Origin of the sequence: Macromonas nakdongensis, from assembly GCF_002837145.1 — a bacterium.
Taxonomy (GTDB): Bacteria; Pseudomonadota; Gammaproteobacteria; order Burkholderiales; family Burkholderiaceae_C; genus Macromonas_B; species Macromonas_B nakdongensis.
This window is the reverse complement of record NZ_NWMV01000017.1, coordinates 67,045-91,758: the sequence shown is the minus strand read 5'-3', so window position 1 is coordinate 91,758 and position 24,714 is coordinate 67,045. Positions and strand designations below refer to the sequence as shown.

The 24,714-nt window shown below is 67.2% G+C and carries 24 protein-coding genes; 1 reads left to right on the top strand and 23 read right to left on the bottom strand.

Annotated features, from left to right (window positions below; all coding sequences use genetic code 11):
• Window positions 1–21: 21 nt before the first annotated feature.
• From CON77_RS03350 to hisB, 4 genes are read right to left on the bottom strand one after another with little or no spacing between them, the layout of a single operon-like run.
• A complete protein-coding gene (locus CON77_RS03350) occupies window positions 22–873 on the bottom strand; it encodes a D-hexose-6-phosphate mutarotase (protein ID WP_101047740.1) in 852 nt (283 codons plus the stop codon).
• A gap of 2 nt (window positions 874–875) precedes the next feature.
• On the bottom strand, window positions 876–1,616 hold the full coding sequence (gene hisA / locus CON77_RS03345; RefSeq protein ID WP_101047715.1) for a 1-(5-phosphoribosyl)-5-[(5-phosphoribosylamino)methylideneamino]imidazole-4-carboxamide isomerase: 741 nt from the start codon (window positions 1,614–1,616) through the stop codon (window positions 876–878).
• 27 nt (window positions 1,617–1,643) lie between these two features.
• Entirely contained in the window at window positions 1,644–2,309 is a 666-nt protein-coding gene (hisH, locus tag CON77_RS03340) for an imidazole glycerol phosphate synthase subunit HisH (protein WP_101047714.1), read from the bottom strand.
• Window positions 2,310–2,348: 39 nt separating this feature from the next.
• Window positions 2,349–2,936 carry an imidazoleglycerol-phosphate dehydratase HisB gene (hisB, locus tag CON77_RS03335; protein WP_101047713.1) on the bottom strand — a complete coding sequence of 196 codons (588 nt, stop codon included), beginning with the start codon at window positions 2,934–2,936 and terminating at the stop codon, window positions 2,349–2,351.
• A gap of 87 nt (window positions 2,937–3,023) precedes the next feature.
• Here hisB and hisC point away from each other — a divergent pair, with 87 nt between their 5' ends.
• Window positions 3,024–4,100: a histidinol-phosphate transaminase gene (hisC, locus tag CON77_RS03330; protein ID WP_101047712.1), complete on the top strand. Its 1,077-nt coding sequence runs from the start codon at window positions 3,024–3,026 to the stop codon at window positions 4,098–4,100.
• On the opposite strand, the gene CON77_RS03325 is transcribed toward hisC, so the two are convergent.
• From CON77_RS03325 to aroB, 19 genes are all read right to left on the bottom strand, one after another.
• Window positions 4,101–4,727 (bottom strand): glutathione peroxidase, encoded by a 627-nt coding sequence (locus CON77_RS03325; protein WP_101047711.1) that lies wholly within the window; start codon window positions 4,725–4,727, stop codon window positions 4,101–4,103.
• Between the two features lie 30 nt (window positions 4,728–4,757).
• The gene (gene hisD, locus CON77_RS03320) at window positions 4,758–6,068 is read right to left on the bottom strand and encodes a histidinol dehydrogenase (RefSeq protein ID WP_101047710.1); all 1,311 of its coding nucleotides are present in this window, start codon (window positions 6,066–6,068) and stop codon (window positions 4,758–4,760) included.
• Between the two features lie 99 nt (window positions 6,069–6,167).
• Complete coding sequence (gene hisG, locus CON77_RS03315) at window positions 6,168–6,827, bottom strand: ATP phosphoribosyltransferase (protein ID WP_101047739.1); 660 nt, start codon at window positions 6,825–6,827, stop codon at window positions 6,168–6,170.
• Window positions 6,828–6,835: 8 nt separating this feature from the next.
• Complete coding sequence (gene murA / locus CON77_RS03310; RefSeq protein WP_101047709.1) at window positions 6,836–8,119, bottom strand: UDP-N-acetylglucosamine 1-carboxyvinyltransferase; 1,284 nt, start codon at window positions 8,117–8,119, stop codon at window positions 6,836–6,838.
• Window positions 8,120–8,122: 3 nt separating this feature from the next.
• Window positions 8,123–8,365, bottom strand: a complete 243-nt coding sequence (locus CON77_RS03305) for a BolA family protein (RefSeq protein ID WP_101047708.1) — start codon at window positions 8,363–8,365, stop codon at window positions 8,123–8,125.
• Window position 8,366: 1 nt separating this feature from the next.
• Window positions 8,367–9,122 (bottom strand): ABC transporter permease, encoded by a 756-nt coding sequence (locus tag CON77_RS03300; RefSeq protein ID WP_101047707.1) that lies wholly within the window; start codon window positions 9,120–9,122, stop codon window positions 8,367–8,369.
• Window positions 9,119–10,042 carry an ABC transporter ATP-binding protein gene (locus CON77_RS03295; protein WP_101047706.1) on the bottom strand — a complete coding sequence of 308 codons (924 nt, stop codon included), beginning with the start codon at window positions 10,040–10,042 and terminating at the stop codon, window positions 9,119–9,121. The genes CON77_RS03300 and CON77_RS03295 overlap by 4 nt, the downstream gene beginning before the upstream one ends.
• A 12-nt stretch (window positions 10,043–10,054) precedes the next feature.
• Complete coding sequence (locus CON77_RS03290) at window positions 10,055–10,336, bottom strand: STAS domain-containing protein (RefSeq protein WP_101047705.1); 282 nt, start codon at window positions 10,334–10,336, stop codon at window positions 10,055–10,057.
• 13 nt (window positions 10,337–10,349) lie between these two features.
• Window positions 10,350–11,006 (bottom strand): MlaC/ttg2D family ABC transporter substrate-binding protein, encoded by a 657-nt coding sequence (locus CON77_RS03285; protein WP_101047704.1) that lies wholly within the window; start codon window positions 11,004–11,006, stop codon window positions 10,350–10,352.
• Between the two features lie 104 nt (window positions 11,007–11,110).
• Window positions 11,111–11,833 (bottom strand): MlaA family lipoprotein, encoded by a 723-nt coding sequence (locus CON77_RS03280; RefSeq protein ID WP_101047703.1) that lies wholly within the window; start codon window positions 11,831–11,833, stop codon window positions 11,111–11,113.
• 29 nt (window positions 11,834–11,862) lie between these two features.
• A complete protein-coding gene (gene mlaD / locus CON77_RS03275; RefSeq protein ID WP_101047702.1) occupies window positions 11,863–12,354 on the bottom strand; it encodes an outer membrane lipid asymmetry maintenance protein MlaD in 492 nt (163 codons plus the stop codon).
• 16 nt (window positions 12,355–12,370) lie between these two features.
• Window positions 12,371–13,153, bottom strand: coding sequence for a lipid asymmetry maintenance ABC transporter permease subunit MlaE (gene mlaE / locus CON77_RS03270; RefSeq protein WP_101047701.1), 783 nt, complete (start codon window positions 13,151–13,153; stop codon window positions 12,371–12,373).
• Window positions 13,150–13,959 (bottom strand): ABC transporter ATP-binding protein, encoded by an 810-nt coding sequence (locus tag CON77_RS03265; protein WP_101047700.1) that lies wholly within the window; start codon window positions 13,957–13,959, stop codon window positions 13,150–13,152. The genes mlaE and CON77_RS03265 overlap by 4 nt, the downstream gene beginning before the upstream one ends.
• Window positions 13,960–14,021: 62 nt before the next feature.
• Window positions 14,022–15,503, bottom strand: coding sequence for a glutamate synthase subunit beta (locus CON77_RS03260; protein ID WP_101047699.1), 1,482 nt, complete (start codon window positions 15,501–15,503; stop codon window positions 14,022–14,024).
• A gap of 61 nt (window positions 15,504–15,564) precedes the next feature.
• Window positions 15,565–20,313, bottom strand: coding sequence for a glutamate synthase-related protein (locus CON77_RS03255; RefSeq protein ID WP_101047698.1), 4,749 nt, complete (start codon window positions 20,311–20,313; stop codon window positions 15,565–15,567).
• A 131-nt stretch (window positions 20,314–20,444) separates the two neighbouring features.
• Entirely contained in the window at window positions 20,445–21,173 is a 729-nt protein-coding gene (locus CON77_RS03250; protein WP_101047697.1) for a transposase, read from the bottom strand.
• A gap of 10 nt (window positions 21,174–21,183) precedes the next feature.
• Window positions 21,184–22,404, bottom strand: a complete 1,221-nt coding sequence (locus tag CON77_RS03245) for an MFS transporter (RefSeq protein ID WP_369407336.1) — start codon at window positions 22,402–22,404, stop codon at window positions 21,184–21,186.
• A gap of 11 nt (window positions 22,405–22,415) precedes the next feature.
• Entirely contained in the window at window positions 22,416–23,618 is a 1,203-nt protein-coding gene (locus tag CON77_RS03240) for a deoxyguanosinetriphosphate triphosphohydrolase (protein ID WP_232788385.1), read from the bottom strand.
• Window positions 23,602–24,714, bottom strand: coding sequence for a 3-dehydroquinate synthase (gene aroB / locus CON77_RS03235; RefSeq protein ID WP_101047695.1), 1,113 nt, complete (start codon window positions 24,712–24,714; stop codon window positions 23,602–23,604). The genes CON77_RS03240 and aroB overlap by 17 nt, the downstream gene beginning before the upstream one ends.

Here is a 24,714-nt window from a genome sequence, read left to right as displayed (position 1 = left end):
TTCAAAAGTTCTGTCTCGGCCTCACACCACACGCAAACACTGGGAACCCACCCATTGCTCACCCGGCGCCAACTCGATGGGTTCGAACACTTGGGCAGCCTCCACGCACAGCATGCGCCGCCAGCCATCGGTCGGCATGTCGGGCAGCGCGACACACTTGTGGGCACCGGGGTTCCAAACCACCGTTTCGGCCCAGTCGAAGTCCTGCTCGATCTCCAACCCGTGCGGCCCGTCCTGCAATTCCAGTGGCCCGTGCGCAGCCGCATAGACCCGGTCAAATTCGCCCACAAAGCGCAATTCGGGGTCGGCACGGCGGCGCTGGTCCGTCACGGCATCCCATTCGGCCTGTCCCCCCAAACCGAACAAACGGGCCTGGGCCACGTCGTCCACGGCCAGGTAGGTGTGCAAGGCACCGGTGAAAGCCAGTGGCTGGGCGTCGGTGTTGCGCACCTCCAGGCCCACGCGCAATGCGCTCGGCGTGAGCAGCACCCGCACCCGGGCCTCGAAGACCTGGGACCACCACTGGCGCGTGGTGGCGCTGTCGCCCAAAGCCAGGTTCAACAGGGCCGAGTCTTCGGTGAAGTCGGCGGCATCGAATGCCCAGGCCAGGTTCCGGGCAAAACCGTGTTTGGGCAGTGGCCCGCGCTGGTTGAACTGGGGAAAACACACCGGAATGCCGCCACGGATGGCGGCACGACCGTCCAGGGTGCTGCGTGGGCTCAGGTACAGGCGCTCGCGCCCACCCGACACCCAGGACAGCACCTGGGCCCCTTGTTGCGCCACCACCGCGCGATCGCCCTGCGGCAGCGTCAGCTCCCAGGCCGGCAGGCCCGCGAACGTGGTGTCGCGACAGGTGGCCGGCGTGGGGCTCATGGTCAACCGTTGAGCTCGTCGGCCAGCTTCTGCGCAGCTTCGAAATCCAGGTCGCCGCTGTAAATGGAGCGGCCGCAGATCACGCCTTCAACACCCTCGCCCTCCACCGCACAGAGGCGGCGAATGTCGTCGAGGTTGGACAGGCCACCCGAGGCGATGACCGGGATGGACAGGGCCTGGGCCAGCTTGACAGTGGCCTCGATGTTGATGCCCGAGAGCATGCCGTCGCGGCCGATGTCGGTGTAGATGATGGACTCGACGCCGTAGTCCTCGAACTTCTTGCCCAGGTCCACCACCTCGTGGCCGGTGAGCTTGCTCCAGCCGTCGGTGGCCACCTTGCCGTCTTTCGCGTCCAGGCCGACGATGATGTGGCCCGGGAAGGCGGTGCAGGCGTCCTGCAGGAAGCCGGGGTTCTTCACCGCGGCGGTGCCGATGATGACGTAACGCAGGCCGGCGTCGAGGTAGCGTTCGATGGTGTCGAGGTCGCGGATGCCGCCGCCCAACTGCACGTCCACCTCGTCGCCCACTTCCTGCAGGATGCCTTTGATGGCGTCGCCGTTCTTGGGTTTGCCGGCAAAGGCGCCGTTGAGGTCGACCAGGTGCACGCGGCGCGCGCCCTTGTTGACCCATTGTCGGGCCATGGCCGGCGGGTCTTCACCGAACACGGTGGATTGGTCCATGTCGCCTTGTTTCAGGCGCACACATTGGCCGTCTTTCAAGTCAATGGCAGGGATCAGCAGCATGGCGGTACGGTCGGGCAGGGAAAGGGATCAGGGGTTCCAGTGGAGGAAATTGCGGTACAGGGCCAAGCCCTGGTCGGCGCTTTTCTCGGGGTGGAACTGGGTGGCAAACAGGTTGTCGCGGGCCACGGCGCAGCTGAAGCGGCTGCCGTAGTCGCTCTCGCCCACGCTGTGCGCGGCCTGGGCGGGCCGGGCGTAGAAGCTGTGGACGAAGTAGAAATGGGTGCCGTCGGGCACACCCGCCCACACCGGGTGGACGGGGCCGCGACCCAGGTCGTGGAACACCTGGTTCCAGCCCATCTGCGGCACTTTGTAGCGACTGCCATCGGGCTGGATCTGGCCTTCGAGCCGGAAGCGCACCACCTCGCCCGGGATCAGGCCCAGGCCGGCGACGTCGCCCTCCTCGCTGTGGTCGAGCAACATCTGCATGCCCACGCACACGCCGAACAGGGGCTTGCTGGCGGCGGCTTCGAGCACCGCGTCGCGCAGGCCGGAGCGTTCCAGCTCGGCCATGCAGTCGGGCATGGCGCCCTGGCCGGGCAGCACCACGCGCTGGGCGTCGCGCACCACTTGGGGATCGGACGTGACCACCACGTCCACATGGTCCACCGCGGTGGCGGCGTGGATGACGGCCTGCGCCACCGAGCGCAGGTTGCCCATGCCGTAGTCGACCACGGCCACGGTCTGTCGGTTCATCGTTCGGAACGGTTCAGGCGGGTGAACACGGTGTCGGAGTTACAGGGAACCTTTGGTCGAAGGAATCACACCGGCTTGGCGCGGGTCCAGCTCCAGCGCGGCGCGCAGGGCGCGGGCAAAGGCCTTGAAAATGGTTTCGCACTGGTGGTGCGCGTTGACGCCCTTGAGGTTGTCGATGTGCAGGGTCACGCCGGCGTGGTTGACGAAGCCCTGAAAAAACTCGAACACCAGTTGCGTGTCGAGCTGGCCGATGCTGCCTGCGGTGAACTGCACGTCCATGTGCAGCCCCGGGCGCCCGGAAAAGTCCACCACCACGCGGCTCAGGGCCTCGTCCAGCGGCACGTAGGCGTGGCCGTAGCGGCGGATGCCCTTCTTGTCGCCCACGGCCTGGGCAAAGGCTTGCCCGAGGGTGATGCCGATGTCTTCCACCGTGTGGTGGCCGTCGATGTGCAGGTCGCCCTCGCACTGCACCGCCAGATCGATCAGCCCGTGGCGGGCGATCTGGTCCAGCATGTGATCCAGAAACCCGATACCGCTGTGCAGTTGCGAGCGCCCCGTGCCATCGAGGTGGACGCTCACGGTGATGCGGGTTTCGAGGGTGTTGCGGGTGACTTCGGCTTGCCGCATGAGGGCTATCGCTTCTGGGGGGTGTTGATCAGGGGGGCATGATACCATCCACCTTCAAGGCGACCCCGCCCTCTCACGCATACACCCATGAGCCGCTTCTGGAGCGCCGTCGTCCACGGCCTGACCCCCTACGTTCCGGGCGAACAGCCCAAACTGGACAACCTGGTCAAGCTCAACACCAACGAGCACCCCTATGGGCCTTCGCCCCTGGCGCTGGAGGCCATCCGCACGGCCACAGACGACGCGCTGCGGCTCTACCCCGACCCGAACGCCGACGCGCTGAAAGCCGCGCTGGCGCAGCGCCACGGCGTGAAGCCGAACCAGATTTTCGTCGGCAACGGCTCGGACGAGGTGCTGGCACATGCCTTCATGGCGCTGCTGAACCACGGGCGACCGCTGTGGTTCCCCGACATCACCTACTCCTTCTACCCGGTGTACTGCGGCCTGTACGGCGTGGCGCACCAAACCGTGCCCCTGGCCGAGGACTATTCGATTCGCGTCGAGGACTACCTGCCGCGGGAGGATGAGCAGGCCGGCGCGATCATCTTCCCCAACCCCAACGCACCCACCGGCCGGCTGCTGCCGCTGGACGCGGTGGAGCGCATCGTGGCCGGCAACCCCGACGCGGTGGTGCTGGTGGACGAAGCCTATGTGGACTTTGGCGGCGACAGCGCCATCGCCCTGGTGGACCGCTACCCCAACCTGCTGGTGGTGCACACCTTCTCCAAGAGCCGTTCGCTGGCGGGCTTGCGGGTGGGCTTTGCCGTGGGACACCCGGCCTTGATCGAGGGGCTGGAACGGGTGAAGAACAGCTTCAACTCCTATCCGCTGGGCCGGTTGGCACTGGCGGGGGCCGTGGCGTCGGTGAAAGACGAAGCGCATTTCCAGCGCAGCTGCGCCCAGGTGGTGGCCACGCGCGAACGGCTGGTGGCCGACATGGCGGCGCTGGGCTTCGAAGTGCTGCCGTCGGCGGCCAACTTCATCTTTGCGCGCCACCCGGCGCACGACGGCGCCGCCTTGACGGCCGCGTTGCGCCAGCGGGCGATCATCGTGCGGCATTTCAAGCAGCCGCGCATCGACCAGTTCCTGCGCATCACCGTGGGCACGGACGCGCAGTGCGATGCCCTGGTGGCGGCGCTGCGCGAGATCCTCGCGGCCGGCTGATCAACGCCGCGCCGGCACGGGCTTGGCCAGTTCGGCCTGCAGGGTCTGGAGCAGTTGGGCGTCGTCCGGGCCGGTGCTGCTGGCGTAGGCGCCAGCCACCCGACCGTCGCGTCCGATCAGGTATTTGTAAAAGTTCCACTTCGGCGACACGCCGCTCTGCTGGGCCAGCTGCTTGTAAAAGGGCGAGGCACCCGAGCCGCGCACCGAGCTCTTGGCGAACATCGGAAATTTGACGCCGAAGGTGTTTTCGCAGAATTCGGCGATGTCGGCGTTGCTTTTCTTTTCCTGGAAAAAGTCGCCCGAGGGAAATCCCAGCACCACCAGGCCCCGCTCTTTATAGCGGGCGTACAGGTCTTCCAGCCCCTGGTACTGGCCGGTGAAACCGCAGTAACTGGCGGTGTTGACCACCAGCAGCACCTGACCGCTGTACTGGCACAGCGATTGCGGCTTTTCGTCCTGCAGGCGCGGGAAGGTGTGCTGCAGCAAAGGCGGGCAGCCGCCACCCACCGCGACCGGCGCCGGCGCCGCGACCTGCGCGGTGGCGGACACACTGAGCAAACCGGCCAGACCGGCCAGCAGGCCGCCCCCCAAACCGCGCAGGCGGTGTTTCCAATTCAGGTTGGTCATGTGCGTGCTCCGTGGTGGGAAAAAAGGGGATCAGCGCAGGCGCAACTCGGCGGCGCGGGCATGGGCCTGCAGCCCCTCGCCGTGCGCCAGCACCGAGGCGATCTGGCCCAAGGTTTGCGCGCCCTGCTCGCTCACCTCGATCAGGCTGCTGCGCTTTTGAAAGTCGTACACGCCCAGCGGGCTGCTGAAGCGCGCGGTGCCGCTGGTGGGCAACACGTGGTTGGGGCCGGCGCAGTAGTCGCCCAGGCTTTCGCTGGTGTAGGCGCCCAGGAAAATGGCACCCGCGTGCTTGAGTAGCGGCTCCCAGCGGTGCGGTTCGTTCGACGACACCTCCAGGTGCTCGGGCGCGATCCGGTTGCTGATGGCGCAGGCCTCTTCCATGCTGCGGGTCACGATCATGGCGCCGCGCCCGTTCAGGCTTTTGGCGATGATCTCGGCGCGTGGCATGGTGGGCAACAAACGGTCGATGGCCGCCTGCACCTGTGCGATGTACGCCTCGTCCGGGCACAGCAGAATGCTCTGGGCCAGCTCGTCGTGCTCGGCCTGTGAAAACAGGTCCATCGCCACCCAGTCCGGGGGGGTGCTGCCGTCGGCCAGCACCAGGATTTCGCTCGGGCCGGCGATCATGTCGATGCCCACGGTGCCGAACACGTGCTTCTTGGCGCTGGCCACGTAGGCGTTGCCAGGGCCGGTGATCTTGTCCACCGGGGGCACGGTGGCGGTGCCGTAGGCCAGGGCAGCCACGGCCTGCGCGCCACCGATGGTGAAGGCGCGGCTGACGCCCGCCACGTGGGCGGCGGCCAGCACCAGCGGGTTCTTCTCGCCCCGGGGCGTGGGTACCACCATGATGATGTCCTGCACCCCGGCCACGTGGGCCGGAATGGCGTTCATCAACACCGACGAGGGGTAGGCCGCCTTGCCGCCGGGCACGTAAATGCCCACCCGGTCCAGCGGCGTGACCTTCTGGCCCAGCAAGGTGCCGTCCTCGTCGCGGTAGCTCCAGCTTTCGCCGCTGGCCTTCTTTTGCGCCTCGTGGTAGCGGCGCACGCGCGCGGCGGCGGCCTGCAGGGCGTCGCGCTGCACGGCGGGCAGGCCATCGAAGGCGGCTTTCAGCTCGGGCTGCTTCAGCTCCAGTTCGGCCATGCCGCTGGCGCTCAGGCCGTCGAAACGCTGGGTGTAGTCCAGCACGGCCGTGTCGCCACGGGTGCGCACATCGGCCAGGATGTCGGCCACGCGCTGCTCGATGGCCGCGTCGGTGTCGGCGGACCAATGCAGCCGCGCCTGGAACTGGGCTTCGAAGTCGGCGTCGGTGGTGCGCAACGCGGGCGGGGTGGCTTTCATGGGGTCGGTTCCATCAAACGACAAAAGGCTGCAACGCAAGGGATGCAGCCCTGAGCTTAGCGCAGCGGGCAAGGCCCCAGCGCCGGCGGTGTTTCGGGCTCAGCCCGCGGTGGCCTGGGCAAAGGCGTCCAAGATCGGGCGGATCGCGGCGCGCTTGACCTTCAAGGCGGACTGGTTCACCACCAGGCGCGAGGAAATGTCCATGATGCGCTCCACTTCCACCAACTGGTTGGCCTTCAGGGTGTTGCCGGTGGACACCAGGTCCACGATGGCGTCGGCCAGACCGGTCAGCGGGGCCAGCTCCATGCTGCCATAGAGCTTGATCAGGTCCACGTGCACGCCCTTGCTGGCGAAGAAGTCGCGCGCAATCGCCACGTACTTGGTCGCCACCTTCAGGCGCGCACCCTGGCGCACCGCATTGGCGTAATCGAAGTCGGCCCGCACGGCCACGCTCATGCGGCACTTGGCAATTTTCAAATCCAGCGGCTGGTACAGGCCGACGTTGCCGGCACCGCCCCACTCGGCCTCGTGCTCCAGCAGGGTGTCCTTGCCGCACACGCCCATGTCGGCGCCGCCGTACTGCACGTAGGTGGGCACGTCGGAGGCGCGCACCAGCACCACCTGCACGTCGGGCCGGTTGGTGGGCAAAATCAGCTTGCGCGACTTTTCCGGGTCTTCCAGCACCTCAATGCCGGCGGCCGCCAACAAGGGCAGGGTTTCTTCGAAAATGCGGCCCTTGGACAGGGCCAAGGTGATCATGGCCTGGCTCATTGGATTCTTTCGATGTCCGCGCCCAGGGCGCGCAGTTTCACTTCCATCTGGTCGTAGCCGCGGTCCAGGTGGTAGATGCGGTCCACCACGGTTTCACCCTCAGCCACCAGGCCGGCGATGACCAGGCTGGCCGAAGCCCGCAGGTCGGTCGCCATCACCGTGGCACCAGACAAGCGGCCGCTCCCGTCCAACCCTTCGACCAGGGCCACGCGGCCGTCGATGTGGATCTTGGCGCCCAGGCGCTGCAGCTCCTGCACGTGCATGAAGCGGTTTTCGAAAATGGTTTCGGTCACGCTGCTGGCGCCCTGCGCCACCACGTTCAGGGCCATGAACTGGGCCTGCATGTCGGTCGGGAAACCGGGGTATTCGGTGGTGCGGAAGGTTTGCGCCTTCAGTTGGGCCGCACCAGGCGAAGCCACGCGCAGGCCACCGGGCACCTCGTCCACCGCCACGCCGGCGTCGCGCAGCTTGTCGATCACCGCGTCCAGGTGGTCGCCGCGCGCGTGGTGCAGCACGGCTTCGCCACCCGTGGCGGCCACGGCGCAGAGGAAAGTACCGGCCTCGATGCGGTCGGCCACCACGGCGTGGTCGCAGCCGTCCAGGCGCTCCACGCCCTGGATGCGGATGCGGCTGCTGCCGTGGCCTTCGATCTTCGCGCCCATCTTGATCAGCATCTCGGCCAGGTCCGTCACCTCGGGCTCTTGCGCGGCGTTTTCCAACACGGTTTCTCCGTCGGCCAGGGCCGCGGCCATCAGGAAGTTCTCGGTGCCGGTGACGGTGACCATGTCGGTGGTGATGCGCGCGCCCTTGAGACGGGTCCGGCCCGCGGGCAGTTGCGCCACCATGTAGCCGTGCTCGACCACGATCTCGGCCCCCATGGCCTGCAGGCCCTTGATGTGCTGGTCCACCGGGCGCGAGCCGATGGCGCAACCGCCGGGCAGCGACACCTTGGCACGGCCAAAGCGCGCCAGCAGCGGCCCCAGCACCAGCACCGAGGCGCGCATGGTCTTGACCAGTTCGTACGGTGCTTCGGGGTGGATGGGGTCGTGCGCGTGCAACGTCAGGCCGCCGCGGTCGCCGTGGGCCTGGGTCTGCACGCCCATGTTTTCCAGCAGCTTGCGCATGGTGGCCACGTCGCGCAGGCGCGGCACGTTGCGCAGCATCACCGGTTGGTCGGTCAGCAGGGCGGCACAGAGTTCGGGCAGGGCGGCGTTTTTGGCGCCGGAAACGGTCACCTCGCCATGCAGGGGCTTGCCGCCCACAATTCGCAGTTGGTCCATGGCTCAGCCGTTCAAGGTGGCCCATTCGGCCGGGGTGTGGGTCTTCATCGACAGGGCGTGGACCTCGTCGTTCTGGATGCGCTGGCCCAGGGTGGCGTAGACCAGTTGGTGGCGCTGGATCGGGCGCTTGCCCTCGAACGCCGGTGACACGATGACGGCGGCCCAGTGGCGGCCATCGCCGGACACCTCCAGGTGCTCGCAGGCCAGGCCGCTGGCGATGAGGGAATGCAGTTCGTCGGAAGTCATGTCAGTGCCGGATCTTGTAGCCGGTTTTCAGCAGGTGCAGGGCCAGGCCGGCCACGCCCGCGAACGAGGCCCCCACCACGGCCAGGCTGACCCAGGGCGACACGTCGCCCTGACCAAAGAAGCCGTAACGGAAGCCGTCGATCATGTAGAAGAAGGGGTTGAGGTGGCTGACCCGCTGCCAGAAGCTGGGCAGGGAATGGATGGAATAGAACACGCCGCTGAGGAAGGTCATCGGCATGATGATGAAGTTCTGGAAGGCGGCCATCTGGTCGAATTTTTCGGCCCACAGCCCGGCGATCACGCCCAGCGAACCCAGCAACCCGGCGCCCAGGAGGGCGAACACCGCGATCCACCCCGGTGCCACGAAGGTGAGGTCGGTGAACCAGACGGTGACCGCCAGCACCCCCAGCCCCACCACCAGGCCACGCACGATGGACGAGCCCACATAGGCCACGAACCAGGCCCGGTGCGACAGCGGGGTGAGCAGCACGAACACCAGGTTGCCCATGACCTTGCTCTGGATCAGGCTGGACGAGCTGTTGGCAAAGGCGTTCTGCAGCACGCTCATCATCACCAGGCCGGGCAGCAGGAAGGCGGTGTAGCTGACCGTGCCGTAGACCTTGACGTGTTCCTCCAGCACGTGGCCGAAGATCATCAGGTAGAGGATGGCGGTCATCACCGGCGCGGCCACGGTCTGGAAACCGACCTTCCAGAAACGCAGGATTTCCTTGTGGAACAGGGTCTGCCAGCCGCTCATCGCGCCACCTCCTCTGCGGGTTTGCTGCCGGTCAGGTCGAGGAACACGTCTTCCAAGTCGGCCTTGCTGATCTCGATGTCCTCCACCGGCACGGCGGCTTCGCGCACCCGCGCCAGGATGCGCTCGACCGCCAGCGCGTCGGGCGCGGGCAGTTGCACAAAGCGCCCGGTCACGCGCGCCTGCGCCGCCAGATCGGCCGGCAGGGGGTGGTCGGTCTTGAAGCGCAGCACATTGGCCGAGGCCCGCTGCAGCAGGTCGGAGGTTTTTTCCAGCGCCACCAGCTCGCCTTGCTTGAGCATGGCGATGCGGCCGCACAGGGCCTCGGCTTCTTCGAGGTAGTGGGTGGTGAGCAGCACGGTGCTGCCCTGCTTGTTCAGGCGCGAGACGAACTGCCACAGCGTCTGGCGCAGTTCCACGTCCACGCCGGCGGTGGGCTCATCGAGCACGATGACCGGCGGCTTGTGCACCAGCGCCTGCGCCACCAGCACCCGGCGCTTCATGCCGCCCGAGAGCTGCCGCATGTTGGCAGCGGCCTTGTCGGCCAGGCCCAGGCCTTCGAGCAGTTCGTCGATCCAGGCGGCGTTGTCGCGGATGCCGAAGTAGCCGGACTGGAAGCGCAGCGCCTCGCGCACGGTAAAGAAGGGGTCGAACACCAGCTCCTGTGGCACCACGCCCAGTTGGCGGCGGGCCTGGGCGTAATCGGCCTGCACATCGGCACCGTGCACCGTCACCCGGCCGCCGCTGGCGCGGGTCAGGCCGGCCAGGATGCTGATGAGGGTGGTCTTGCCGGCCCCGTTGGGACCCAGCAAGCCAAAGAACTCACCGGGCTCGATGTCAAAACTCACCCCCTTGAGGGCATGCAGCTCGCCTCGGGGGGTGGGGTAATGTTTGGAAACGCTTTGGAAAGAGACGGCGGACATGGGCCCAGCATTTTACGCGGGCAGCAATTCGCTCACACCGTACAGGGCCGCCAGGTCGCGCAAACGGGCCGACAGACCCAGCACCTGCAGGTGGCCCCCCGCGGCCAGCGCCCGGCGGCGCAGGGCCAGCAGCACGGCCAGGGCGGACGAATCGAAGTCGGCCAAGGCACTCGCGTCGAGCTGCCACGCCACGCCGGTGGACATGCCGCCAGCGCGGGCCGCGGCGACACAGCGGTCCAGGTAGGCAGAGGCCTCGGCATGGGTCAGGCGCGGCGGCAAGGGCGGCAGCGGCATGCTCGGCACAGGCTCAGGACTTGGCCGCGTTGCCGCGGTTGCGTTCGCTCAGGGCGGCAATCAGGCCATCGATGCCCCGCGCCTGGATTTCCTGGGCGAACTGGCCGCGGTAGGTGTCCACCAGCCAGACCCCAAGGACGTTGATGTCGTACACCTTCCAGCCCGTGGCGGTTTTTTCCAGCCGGTAGTCGAGCTGGATCGGATCGCCGCGGCCACGCACTTCGGAACGCACCACCACTTCGGTGTCGGCCGGGGTGAAGCGCGAGGGGCGCAGCACCAGGGTCTGGTCCTTGACCTGGCCCAGGGCGCCGGAGTAGGTGCGCACCAGCAGGGTCTTGAATTCGGCCTGCAGGCGCTGGCGCTGTTCGGGTGTGGCCTGGCGCCAGGAACGGCCCACGGCCGACGAGGTCATGCGGGTGAAGCTCAGGTGGGGCATGAGCTTGGCATCGACCAACTGGGCGACCCGGTTGATGTCCCCGGCCTGGATGGCCGCATCGGCCTTGACCGCGGCAAACACCTCGCCGGCCACGCGCTGGATCAGCGCATCGGGGGCCTCCTGGGCCTCGACGGCCAAGGCCCCGAGCGGCCAGGCCAGACCGACCGAAGCGGCCGCGGCCAGCGCCAGCCACTGGCGGCGGTCGGTCAAGGCATTCTGGGTGGGGGTCGTCATGGTTGGTTTTCCTTCAAAAGGGCGGCTAGCGGTGGGCTGGCGTCCCTGCTTGGGACCCGGTGTGGCACGGGGGTTCCGCACCGTTACACCCGGTCACCGGGGTTTCATTCGTCGTAACGTTCTTCGGGCTGGGCACCGTTGCCGCGGATCTGTGATTCGCGCCGTTGCAGGTAGGCATCGCGAGTGAAACTGTATTTGTCCAGCGCGACTTCATCGAGCAGTTCGCCGGCGCGCAGCAGGTTGGCGCGGGTGTCGGTCACGCGCAGGCCGATGGCGCTGTTGCGGGTGGGCACGTGGTCCACGCCCTGGGTCAGCACATCGCCCTGCTGGTCCACCACCAGGCCGGCGGTGTCACGCACTGAAGACGGACCGAACACCGGCAACACCAGGTAGGGGCCCGAGGGAACGCCCCAGCGGCCCAGGGTGTGGCCAAAATCCAGCGTGGTGCGCGGGATGCCCATTTCGCTGGCGATGTCGAACACACCACCCAAGCCAAGGAAGGTGTTGACGTTGAAGCGCATGAAGTTCTCGGCCGCCTCCGCCGGACGCGCCTGCAACAGCGCGTTGACGAAGGACCAGACGTCGCGCAGGTTGTTGAAGAAGTTGTGCACCCCGGTGCGCACCGGGCTGGGCGCCACCTCCTGGTAAGCGGTGGCCACGGGCTTGAGCACCGCCTTGTCCAGCCCTTCGTTGAATTCGGACACGCCGCGGTTGAACGGCTCCAGCGGGTCTTGCGGGTGGGCGTTGGGCCCGGTGGCGCAACCGGCCAGCAGGCCGAGGCACAGGCACAAGACCCCAAGCCAGGAACGTGGTGTGTGTTGGTTCATGCAAACTCCCTCCGATGGCGGCACGCCGCTCACTGGCCCGCCGGGGCCGATGCCGCCGGCGCACCGGCCTCTTCGGCCTTGTTGAACAAAAACTGACCGATCAGATTTTCCAGCACCACGGCCGACTGGGTCTGGGTGATCACGTCACCCGCCGCCCAGTTGCCGTCCGCGCCGCCGGCCTCGATGCCCACGTACTGCTCGCCCAGCAGGCCGCTGGTGAGGATTTTCAGCGAACTGTCCTTGGGGAAACCATAGCGCGATTCCAGCGCCATGACCACGTCGGCCTGAAAGGTCTGGTCGTTGAAGGCGATGGACTCGACCCGCCCCACCACCACGCCGGCGCTGCGCACCGCCGACTTGGGTTTGAGGCCGCCGATGTTGTCGAAGCGCGCGGTCACCCGGTAGCTGGACTCGAAACTCAGGTTGAGCAGGTTGGCCGCCTGCAGCGACAGGAACAACAGGGCCAGCGCGCCCAGCAGCACAAACAAACCCACCCACAGGTCTTTAGCGGAGCGTTGCATGCACACCCTCCTCCATTCAAATGCCGAACATCAGCGCGGTCAGGACGAAGTCCAGGCCCAGCACCGTCAAAGAAGCCATCACCACCGTGCGCGTGGTCGCGCGCGACACACCCTCGGGCGTGGCCTGGGCCACGTAGCCCTGCAACAAGGCGATGAAGGTCACGGCCACGCCGAACACCAGGCTTTTCACCGCGCTGTTGCCCACGTCGCTCCAGACGTCCACGCCGGCCTGCATCTGGCTCCAGAAGGAGCCGCCGTCCACGCCCAGCATGGGCACGCTCACCAGCCAGCCGCCGACGATGCCCACGGCACTGAACACCGCGGTCAGCACCGGCAGCGCCACGATGCCGGCCCAGAAACGCGGCGCCAGGATGCGCGCGATCGGGTCCACCGCCATCATCTCCATGGCGCTGATCTGCTCGCCGGCCTTCATCAGACCGATTTCGGCGGTGAGCGAGGTGCCGGCGCGCCCGGCGAACAGCAGGGCCGCGATGACGGGCCCCAGTTCACGCACCAGGCTCAGGGCCACCAGCAGGCCCAGGGCTTCGGTCGAACCGAAGCGCTGCAAGGTGTAATAACCCTGCAAGGCCAGCACGAAGCCGACGAACAGTCCCGACACGCCGATGATGGCCAGCGAGTAATTGCCCAGGAAGTGGACCTGCTCGCGCACCAGGCCGAAGCGGCGCAACACCGTGCCCAGGCACCACCACAAGCGCCACATCAGGCGCGTGGCGTAACCGATGTCGGCCAGTTTCAGCCGCACCGCGTAGCCGATGGCCACCAAACCGGAACGGCTCATGCGCGCCTCCCAGGGCCGAAATCGTCGGCGGCGCTGGCGGCCGGATAGTGGAAGTGCACCGGCCCCTCGGGCTCGGCGTGCACGAACTGGTGGATCAGGGGGTCGGTGCTCAGGCGCACCTCCTCGGGCGTGCCCTGGGCGGCCACGCGCCCGTTGGCGAGCACTATCACGTGGTCGGCGATCTGGAAGGTCTCGTCCAGGTCGTGCGACACCAGGATGCTGGTCAGGCCCATGGCGTCGTTCAACTGGCGGATCAAGCGCGCCGCCGTGCCCAGGGAAATCGGGTCCAGACCGGCGAAGGGTTCGTCGTACATGACCAGCTCCGGGTCCAGCGCGATCGCGCGGGCCAGGGCCACGCGCCGGCCCATGCCCCCGGAAATTTCCGACGGCATCAGGTCGCGCGCGCCGCGCAGGCCCACCGCGTCCAGCTTCATCAAGACGATGTCACGCACCAGTTCTTCCGGCAGGCCGGCGTGCTCGCGCAGCGGAAAAGCGACGTTGTCGAACACGCTCAGGTCGGTGAACAGGGCCCCGAACTGGAACAGCATGCCCATGCGCCGGCGCATGCGGTACAGGCCAGCGGTGTCCATGGACGACACCTCCTGCCCGTCGAAGCGCAGGCTGCCCGACTGGGCCCGGTATTGCCCGCCGATCAGGCGCAGCACGGTGGTTTTGCCCCCGCCCGACGCGCCCATGAGGGCCGTGACCTTGCCACGGGGGATGTCCAGGCTGAGCCGGTCCAGGATCAAGCGATCTCCGTACCCGAAGGTGAGATCGCGCAATTGGACGAGGGCGGTGGTGGACATGCGGGTTCAAAAAGAAAGGCCGGCGAACCGGCCTTCGTATCATAGGGGATTCCCCAGGGCGCTCAGCGCGGTAGGTCGGACGCCCCCATCAGGAACTCGTCCACCGCGCGCGCGGCCTGGCGGCCTTCGCGGATCGCCCAGACCACCAGCGACTGGCCCCGGCGCATGTCGCCGGCGGCGAAGACCTTGTCCACGCTGGTGGCGTAGCCGCCGGTGAAGGCGTCACTGGCCTTGGCGTTGCCGCGGGCGTCCTTGTCCACGCCGAAGGCGTCGAGCACGGTCGCCACCGGGTTCACGAAGCCCATGGCCAGCAGCACCAGGTCGGCCTTGTATTCCTTCTCGGTGCCGGCGATCTCGACCAGCTTGCCGTCCTTCATCTCGACGCCCACGGTCTTCAGGCCGGTCAGCTTGCCGTTCTTGCCGATGAATTCCTTGGTGGAGATGGCGAACTCGCGCGCCAAAATGCCTTTTTCGGCACTTTCGTCGTGGCTGGAGCTGGTGCGCAGCTTCAGCGGCCAGTACGGCCACACCAGCGGCTTGTTCTCCTGCTCGGGCGGCTGCGGCATCACTTCGAACTGGGTCACGCTGATGGCGCCATGGCGGGTGCTGGTGCCGACGCAATCGGAGCCGGTGTCGCCGCCACCGATCACGATGACGTGCTTGCCATCGGCGCGCAGCTGGCCCTTGAGCTTGTCGCCGGCGTTGACCTTGTTCTGCTGCGGCAGGAACTCCATCGCGAAGTGGATGCCGTCCAGGTCGCGGCCGGGCACCGGCAGGTCGCGGCTTTGCTCGGAACCGCCGGTCAGCAGCACCGCGTCGAAGTCCTTCTTCAGCTGCTCGGCGCTTATGGTGGTCTTCGCGTCGTTGGTGACCTTGCTGCCCTCGGGCAGGGTGCCGATCAGGGTCGAGGTTTTGAACACCACGCCTTCGGCTTCCATCTGGGCCACGCGGCGGTCGATGTGCGACTTCTCGAACTTGAAGTCGGGGATGCCGTAGCGCAGCAGGCCACCGATGCGGCTGTTCTTCTCGAACAGGGTCACGTCGTGGCCGGCGCGGGCCAACTGCTGGGCGGCGGCCAGACCGGCCGGGCCGGAGCCCACCACGGCCACTTTCTTGCCGGTCTTGACCTTGGCCGGCTGGGGTTGCACCCAGCCGTTTTCCCAGGCTTTGTCGATGATCGCGTGTTCGATCGACTTGATGCCGACGGCGTCGCCGTTGACGTTGATCACGCAGGCGGCTTCGCACGGTGCGGGGCAGATGCGGCCGGTGAACTCGGGGAAGTTGTTGGTGCTGTGCAGCACGGTGATGGCGTTCTTCCAGTCGCCGTGGTAGACCAGATCGTTGAAATCCGGAATGATGTTGTTGACCGGGCAGCCGTTGTTGCAGAACGGCGTGCCGCAGTCCATGCAGCGCGCGCCCTGCACCTTGGCCTGTGCGTCGTCCAGGGTGACGACAAATTCCTTGTAGTGCTTCAGGCGCTCGGGAACGGGCTTGTAGCCTTCCTCGATGCGCTCATACTCCATGAAGCCGGTGACTTTTCCCATGATCGATTCCTTTGCGGGGCGGCCTGCCGCAGGCCGCCCCAAAACTTGTCGTTGACGTGGATTACTTGGCCGCGACGGCTGCCTTGGCGGCGGGCTTGGCCTGCTGCTTGGCGTGGATTTCGCCCAGCGCGCGCTTGTACTCGGTCGGGAACACCTTCACGAACTTGGCGCGGGCTTCGGTCCAGTGGTCCAGCAGCTCGCGGGCGCGCTTGGAACCGGTCCACTTGTGGTGATCTTCCAGCAGCTTCTTGAGTTGCTCCTCGTCGGTCTGGCCACGGTGCCAGGTCGCCACATCGCCAATGGCCTTCTGCTCGGTCGCGGACAGCACCTTGTCCAGTGCGACCTGGGCGGTGTTGCAACGGCTGGCGAACTGGCCGTCCTCGTCGTACACGTAGGCGATGCCGCCGCTCATGCCGGCGGCGAAGTTGCGGCCGGTCTTGCCCAGCACGGCCACGGTGCCGCCGGTCATGTATTCGCAGCCGTGGTCACCCACGCCTTCGACCACCGCGGTGGCGCCCGACAGGCGCACGGCGAAGCGTTCGCCGCCCACGCCGCTGAAGAAGGCCTCGCCCTTGGTGGCGCCGTACATCACGGTGTTGCCCACGATGATGTTCTGGTGCGCGGTGCCGCGGAACTCCAGGCTGGGGCGCACCACGATGCGGCCACCCGACAGGCCCTTGCCGGTGTAGTCGTTGGCTTCACCGATCAGGTACAGCGTCACGCCGTTGCACAGGAAAGCGCCGAAGGACTGCCCCCCCGTGCCTTCCAGCTGGATGCGAATGGTGTCGTCCGGCAGGCCCTCGGGGTGGACGCGGGTGACCGCGCCCGACAGCATGGCGCCGACGGAACGGTTCACGTTGCGCGCCACTTCCATGAACTGGACCTTCTCGCCCTTTTCAATGGCGGCCTTGCTCTTGGCGATCAGCACGTTGTCCAGGGCCTTGTCCAGGCCGTGGTCCTGCTCGGCCACGTGCAGGCGCGGCACATCGGCCGGCACCTGCGGCTGCGCGAACAGGCGGCCGAAGTCCAGGCCCTGCGCTTTCCAGTGCTCGATGCCCTTGCGCACGTCCAGCAGGTCGGAGCGGCCCACCAGGTCGTCGAACTTGCGGATGCCCAGTTGGGCCATAATCTGGCGCACTTCTTCGGCGATGAAGAAGAAGTAGTTCACCACGTGCTCGGGCTTGCCGCTGAACTTCTTGCGCAGCACCGGGTCTTGCGTGGCCACCCCCACCGGGCAGGTGTTGAGGTGGCACTTGCGCATCATGATGCAGCCTTCCACGACCAGCGGTGCGGTGGCGAAACCGAATTCGTCGGCACCCAGCAGGGCGCCGATCACCACGTCGCGGCCGGTCTTCATCTGGCCGTCGGCCTGCACGCGCACGCGGCCGCGCAGGCGGTTGAGCACCAGGGTCTGCTGGGTTTCGGCCAGGCCGATTTCCCACGGACCGCCCGCGTGCTTGATGGACGACCAGGGCGAGGCACCGGTGCCACCGTCGTGGCCGGCGATCACGATGTGGTCGGCCTTGCACTTGGCCACGCCCGCGGCGATGGTGCCCACGCCCACTTCCGACACCAGCTTGACCGAGATGCTGGCGGTGTGGGCCACGTTCTTCAGGTCGTGGATCAGCTGGGCCAAGTCCTCGATCGAGTAGATGTCGTGGTGCGGCGGCGGGGAGATCAGACCCACGCCCGGCACCGAGTGGCGCAGGAAGCCGATGTACTCGGAGACCTTGCCGCCCGGCAGCTGGCCGCCCTCACCTGGCTTGGCGCCCTGCGCCATCTTGATCTGCACCTGGTCGGCAGAGGCCAGGTACTCGGCGGTCACGCCAAAGCGGCCGGACGCCACCTGCTTGATGCGCGAACGCAGGCTGTCACCGTCTTGCAGCGGGATGTCGGCTTCGACCTTGTCGGCACCGATGATGGAGGCCAGGGACTCGCCCTTCTTGATCGGGATGCCCTTGAGCTCGTTGCGGTAACGCGCCGGGTCTTCGCCGCCTTCACCGGTGTTGCTCTTGCCGCCGATGCGGTTCATGGCCACGGCCAAGGTGGCGTGGGCTTCGGTGGAGATCGAGCCCAGCGACATGGCGCCGGTGGCGAAACGCTTGACGATCTCCTTGGCGGATTCCACCTCCTCGACCGGGATGGCCTTGGCCGGGTCCAGCTTGAACTCGAACAGGCCGCGCAGGGTCAGCTGGCGCTTGGTCTGGTCGTTGATGATCTGGGCGTACTCTTTGTACGTGTTCCAGTTGTTGGCGCGGGTGGAGTGTTGCAGCTTGGCAATCGCATCCGGCGTCCACATGTGCTCTTCGCCGCGGGCACGCCAGGCGTACTCGCCGCCGGCGTCCAGCATGTTCGCCAGCACCGGGTCGTCGCCAAAAGCGGCCTTGTGGGTGCGGATGGCCTCTTCGGCGATGTCGAACACGCCGATGCCTTCCACGCGGGTCGGGGTGCGGGTGAAGTACTTCTCCACCGTCTCGGCGTTGATGCCGATGGCTTCGAACAGCTGCGCGCCGCAGTAGGACATGTAGGTGCTCACGCCCATCTTGGACATGATCTTGGACAGGCCCTTGCCGATCGCCTTGATGTAGTTGTAGATCGCCTTCTCGGCCGACAGGTCGCCCGGCAGGTCCTGGTGGATGGCCTGCAGGGTTTCCATGGCCAGGTAGGGGTGCACGGCCTCGGCGCCGTAGCCGGCCAGCACGGCGAAGTGGTGCACCTCGCGGGCAGAACCGGTTTCCACCACCAGGCCGGCGGAGGTGCGCAGACCCACGTTGATCAGGTGCTGGTGCACGGCCGACAGGGCCAGCAGCGCCGGAATGGCGACGTTGGCGGCACCGACGTTGCGGTCGCTCAGGATCAGGATGTTGTGGCCGCCCTTGATCGCGTCCACGGCCTCGGCGCACAGCGAAGCCAGCTTGGCCTCCACGCCTTCCTTGCCCCACAGCACCGGGTAGGTGATGTCGAGCGTGGCGCTCTTGAACTTGCCCTGGGTGGTCTGTTCGATGGCGCGCAGCTTGGCCATGTCCTTGAAGTCCAGCACGGGCTGGGACACCTCGAGGCGCATCGGCGGGTTGACCTGGTTGATGTCCAGCAGGTTGGGCTTGGGGCCAATGAAGGACACCAGCGACATCACGATCGCTTCGCGGATCGGGTCGATCGGCGGGTTGGTCACCTGGGCAAACAACTGCTTGAAGTAGTTGAACAGCGGCTTGTTCTTGCTCGACAGCACGGCCAGCGGGCTGTCGTTGCCCATGGAGCCGATGCCTTCCTCGCCGTTCTGGGCCATGGGCGCCATCAGGAACTTGATGTCTTCCTGCGTCATGCCGAAGGCCTGCTGGCGGTCCAGCAGCGAAGGCGAGGTGCTGTCCACCGCGGCGGACGAGGACTCTTCCACCATCGGCTGCACGTCCAGTTCACCGGCCACCGGCTGGGTCACGTCGTCCAGGCGGATGCGCAGGTTCTCGATCCACTGCTTGTAGGGCTTGCTGTTGGCCAGTTGGGTCTTCAGCTCCTCGTCGTCGATCATGCGGCCCTGTTCCAGGTCGATCAGGAACATCTTGCCCGGCTGCAGGCGCCATTTGCGCACGATCTTGTTTTCGGGCACCGGCAGCACGCCGGACTCGGAACCCATGATCACGAAGTCGTCGTCGGTCACGCAGTAGCGGGCCGGGCGCAGGCCGTTGCGGTCCAGCGTGGCGCCGATCTGGCGGCCGTCGGTGAACACCACCGAAGCCGGGCCGTCCCACGGCTCCAGCATGGCGGCGTGGTACTCGTAGAAGGCCTTGCGGCGCTCGTCCATGGTGGTGTGCTGCTCCCACGGTTCGGGGATCATCATCATCACGGCCTGGCTGATGGGGTAGCCGGCCATGGTCAGCAGTTCCAGGCAATTGTCGAAGGTGGCGGTGTCGGACTGGCTGGCAAAGCTGATCGGGTAGAGCTTCTGCAGGTCTTCGCCCAGCACCGGGGACGACATCACGCCTTCGCGCGCCTTCATCCAGTTGTAGTTGCCCTTGACGGTGTTGATTTCACCGTTGTGCGCCACGTAGCGGTAGGGGTGGGCCAGCGGCCACTCGGGGAAGGTGTTGGTCGAGAAGCGCTGGTGCACCAGACCGATGGCGGAAACGCAACGCGGGTCTTGCAGGTCCAGGTAGTAGGTGCCCACCTGGTCGGCCAGCAGCAGGCCTTTGTAGACCACGGTGCGGCTGGACATCGAGGGGATGTAGTACTCGTTGCTGTGCTTGAGCTTGAGCGCCTGGATGTTGGCACTGGCGGTCTTGCGGATCACGTACAGCTTGCGCTCCAGCGCGTCCTGCACGATGACATCGTTGCCGCGGCCGATGAAAACCTGGCGCATGATCGGCTCTTTCTCGCGCACGGCCGGGCTCATGGGCATGTCGCGGTTGACCGGCACGTCGCGCCAGCCCAGCAGCACCTGGCCCTCGGCCTTGATGGCGCGCTCCATCTCCTGCTCGCACGCCAGGCGGGAAGCGTGTTCCTTGGGCAGGAACAGGAAGCCCACGCCGTACTCACCGGCGGGCGGCAGCGCCACGCCCTGTTTTGCCATCTCCTCGCGGTAGAGCTGGTCGGGCAGCTGGATCAGCAGACCGGCGCCGTCGCCCATCAGCGGATCGGCACCCACGGCGCCCCGGTGGTCCAGGTTTTCCAGGATCTTCAGGGCTTGGCCGACGATGGCGTGGCTCTTCTGGCCCTTGATGTGGGCCACAAAGCCCACGCCACAAGCGTCGTGTTCGTTGGCAGCGCTGTACAGACCTTGCTGTTGCAGCGCGGCGATTTCGTTGGATTGGGTCACACCAAACTCCTGAGACTGATGACAAGTGTGCGAAGCATAGTGCAATGCAACAACAATGCCAAGAAAATTAATTGGGGTCGGATGAAAATTAAAATCATTCGAACGACCGCTTCAATTTAATTGGGGACACATCAATGACCGGGGGGATCAGAAGGATCGCCGGCAGGCGCTGCCAGCGGCTTCACCGGGCGCCCTGCCCTGGCCTTGCTGGGGCGCCGCCCGGACCGCTCCTGCACCAGCTGCAAGAAAGGCTCGGCACCCAAGGCCCAGCCTTTCAGGGTGGCGTCGAGCAGGCGCGCCCGGATCGCCTCGCTCACACCCAGGCGCACCCGCTCCGCGTAGGCAGCTTCGCGGGCAAAAGGGGTGTTGCCCAAGGCCCACATCAGGGGGTGCGGGGTCAGCCAACGGTCCTGCCGCAAACCGATGTAGTGCGCGTGGCTGGACCACGGGTACGCCTCCGGTGCATGCACCACACCGGCGCGCACAGGCGCCAGGTCCGCGGCCACCATGGCGGGCAGCAGGTAGGTCTCCGCCTCCAGCAAGGTGGAACGGTAACGCCCCTCCCACAAGGTGCCGCTGCGCCCGTGGCGCTGGTTGAACCAACGCACGTAGCTGCGCCCGACCGCCTGCATCAGGCGCGGCACACCGGTGTCGTTGGTGGGTGTCATCAGCAGGTGCACCGCATTGTCGAGCAGCACATAGGCATGCAGCCGGATCCGCTCGCGCGCGGCCTGTTCGGCCAGCAATGCCAGAAAGCGCTCGCGGTCGGGCACGTCGAGGAACACCGCTTGGCCATTGTTGCCCCGCCACACCACCTGGTGCAGCGTTTCGGCCAGCGTCAAACGGGACAAACGCGCCATGGCCCGGCCCTCAACGCCCGGGCGCTGTCAGGCGCCGCTGCAGCGCCAGCGCCAGCAGCCCCCCTGCCGCACAACAGGCCAGGTTCACGGTCCAGGTCAGGTGCCAGCCACCCACCCATCCGGCCAGCCAGGCCACCAGCGGCGGCCCGACAAACTGCCCCAGGGACGACAGCTGCTGCACCCAGCCCACCGTGGTGGACACCGCGTGCGCCCCTGGCGCCAGGCGCACGGCCAGGGCAAACAGGGTGCCGGGAATCAGGCCGCCCACCGCCGAAAACACCAGCACGGCCACGAACTGCGCGGCCGCACCGCCCCAGCCTTGGAAAGTCCAGAAGGCGCCGGCGGCCATGCACGCATAGCCCCAGCCCAGGAGGGTGACGGGGAGCACGCCCGCGGCCAGGCAGCGGCCCGCAGCGATGTTGCCTGTGAGGTTCACACCGGCCGCCGTGGCACTCAACAGCCCCACCGCCCCGGGCGACCAGCCCGCCTGGGTGTAGATGGTGGGCAAAAACCCCACCACCGCCAGCCATTGGCCCGAATACATCAAGAACGCCAGGGCCACCAGCCAGGGGCCGGCCGAGGTCAGTGTATCGGACAGACGCACCCACATCCCCGGCCCGCGGGCCGGGCCGTGCGCGGGGTCGGCCGGCACCCAGCGCCACACCCACAACGCGCACAACCAGGTGCCGGCCGCCAGGGCGGTCCAGCCCCAACGCCAGCCCCATTCCGCATAGACCCAGGGGCCCAGCAAGAGGGCCGTGGCCGCCCCGATGGGCATGTAAGCCCCCCAGAAACCCAGCGCCTGGTTCAGCACCGCCGGGGCATGCAATTCGCGCCGCAACAGGCCGGGTGCGGGCAAGACCGCCAGCAAAAACCCCAAGCCCTCCAGGGCACGGGTCGCGAGCAAAGCGCCCGGGCTCGGCACGGCGGCCCCCAAGGCACTGCCCAGGCCCAGCAGTCCCAAGCCCGACAGCATGACCCGCCGCGGCCCCAAGCGGTCGGCCAGCATGCCGGCCACCGCACCCAGCCCCATTCCTGCCATCTGGATCAAGGCGAGCAAAAACCCACCCTGCACCAGCGTCAGGCCCAATTCGCGCGACAACACCGGAATCGCCGGCGGCAACTTACCCACGTGCAAGGCACTGAACACCCCCACCGCCACGATGAGGGCGGCGGTGCGCCGGGGATCGCGCAGCCCATCGGTCGAGGCAGTGGCCGGGATCGGGGACAAGCGAGCCTCCTTCAGGCGAACAGGCGCTGCCCGGTCAACCGCTCGTGTTCGCGGATGGCGAAGCGGTCGGTCATGCCCGCGATGTGGTCGGCCACGCGGCGGCGCCAGATCCAGGCACTCGCACCGGGCGCTGCGCCGCGCATCTCCTGGGGCGCCGCACGGTAGGCGCGGTACAGGTCGGCCACGACCTGCCGTGCCCGGCCGGTGGTGTCCATCACCTGCGGGTGCCGGTACAGGTTGAGCATCAGAAAACGCTTCAAATCCGACGAGGCCTGGCGCATCTCCGCCGAGAAACACAGCAGCGGGGCATGGGCCCGCACGTCCGCCAGGGTCTCCACCCCCGCCGCCCGCACCGCCTCGCGGGTCGCGTCGATCACGTCGTAGACCTGGGCACTCAGCATGCGGCGGATGGCCTCGAACAGCACGCGCCGCCCCTTGAGTGAGGGATGTTCACGCAGCACCGCCTGCCGGTATTGGTCGAACAGGGGCACGGCTTCGAGTTGCTCCAGGCTCAGCAAACCCGAACGCACGCCGTCGTCGATGTCGTGGGCGTTGTAGGCGATCTCATCGGCCAGATTCGCCAACTGCGCCTCCAGCGAGGGCGACTGCCCGCTCAGGAAGCGCGCCCCCACCCCACCCGGCTCGCGCGCCTCCAGCCACTGCGCATTGGCGCGGGAGCAGTGCTTCAAAATGCCCTCGCGGGTTTCAAAGCACAGGTTCAAACCATCGAAGGCCGGGTAGCGTTCCTCCAGTTCGTCCACCACCCGCAGGCTTTGCATGTTGTGCTCGAAGCCCCCGCGCGGCCCGGACTGGGCGTCGTCTTCGCCAGGCGCCTCGGGGTCCTCGTGCAGGCAGGCGTTCAAAGCGTCCTGCCCGGCGTGGCCGAAGGGGGTGTGCCCCAGGTCGTGGGCCAGTGCGATCGCCTCGACCAGGTCCTCGTTCAGCCCCAGGCTGCGGGCAATGCTCCGCCCCAGTTGCGCGACCTCCAGGGAGTGCGTCAGCCGGGTGCGGAACAGGTCGCCCTCGTGGTTGAGGAAGACCTGGGTCTTGTAGACCAGGCGGCGGAAGGCCGTGGAGTGGATGACGCGGTCGCGGTCGCGCTGGAAGGCATTGCGGGTGGGTGCCGGCGCTTCCGGGTGGCGCCGCCCCCGGCTGGCCGCCGGGTCACAGGCACAGGACCGCAGAGGCTGCAAACCGTCAGCCGGTGCAAGCATCGATGACCTCGGCCACCACGGCATCCGGCGCACCGCGCACGACCGCGGCGCCCTGGCCGTTGACGAGCACGAACTTGATCTCGCCGGCCTCGGCCTTTTTGTCGACGCGCATCAGTTCCAAGAAGCGACTGGCCTGCTCGGGCGCCAGCACCGGTGCGCGCACCGGCAGCCCGGCAGCGGCCACCAGCCGCGCGATGCGCTCCACATCGGCAAGGGGCAAGAGGCCGAGCCGGGCCGACAAGGTGGCGGCCATCACCATGCCGCAGCCCACGGCCTCGCCGTGCAACCACGCCCCATAGCCCATGCCCGCCTCGATGGCGTGGCCGAAGGTGTGGCCAAAATTCAGGATGGCGCGCAGACCCGATTCCTTTTCGTCCTGGCCCACCACCCCGGCCTTGATCTCGCAACTGCGGCGCACCGCCTGGGCCAGTGCCAGCGGGTCGCGTGCGCGCAACGCCGGCATCTGGGCTTCGATCCAATCGAGAAAATCCAGGTCGGCGATCGGCCCGTACTTGATGACCTCGGCCAACCCGGCGCTCAATTCGCGCTCGGGCAAGGTCTGGAGCGTGTCCAGGTCGCACACCACCCGCAAGGGCTGGTAGAACGCCCCGATCATGTTCTTGCCCAAGGGGTGGTTGATGGCGGTCTTGCCCCCCACCGAGGAATCCACCTGGGCCAGCAAGGTGGTGGGCACCTGCACGAAGGGCACCCCCCGCATGTAACAGGCCGCGGCAAAGCCGGTCATGTCGCCCACCACCCCGCCCCCCAGGGCATACAACACGGTTTTGCGGTCGCAGGCGCGCGACAGCAGGGCATCGAAAATGAGGTTGAGCGAGTCCCAGGTCTTGTGGGCTTCCCCATCGGGCAGTTCGACGACGTGCACCTGGCCGTAGCGGCCGGCCAAGGCAAGCCGGAGGCGTTCGGCGTACAAGGGGCCGACCACGTCGTTGGTCACGATCAACGCTGCCGCCGCGCTGGGCAAACCGTCCCAGGTGGCGGGATCGTCCAGCAGCCCCTGGCCGATCCGGATGGGGTAACTGCGGTCCCCCAGGTCGATGTGAACGGTCAGAGGCTGGGGCAGTGCGTGTGCAGACAT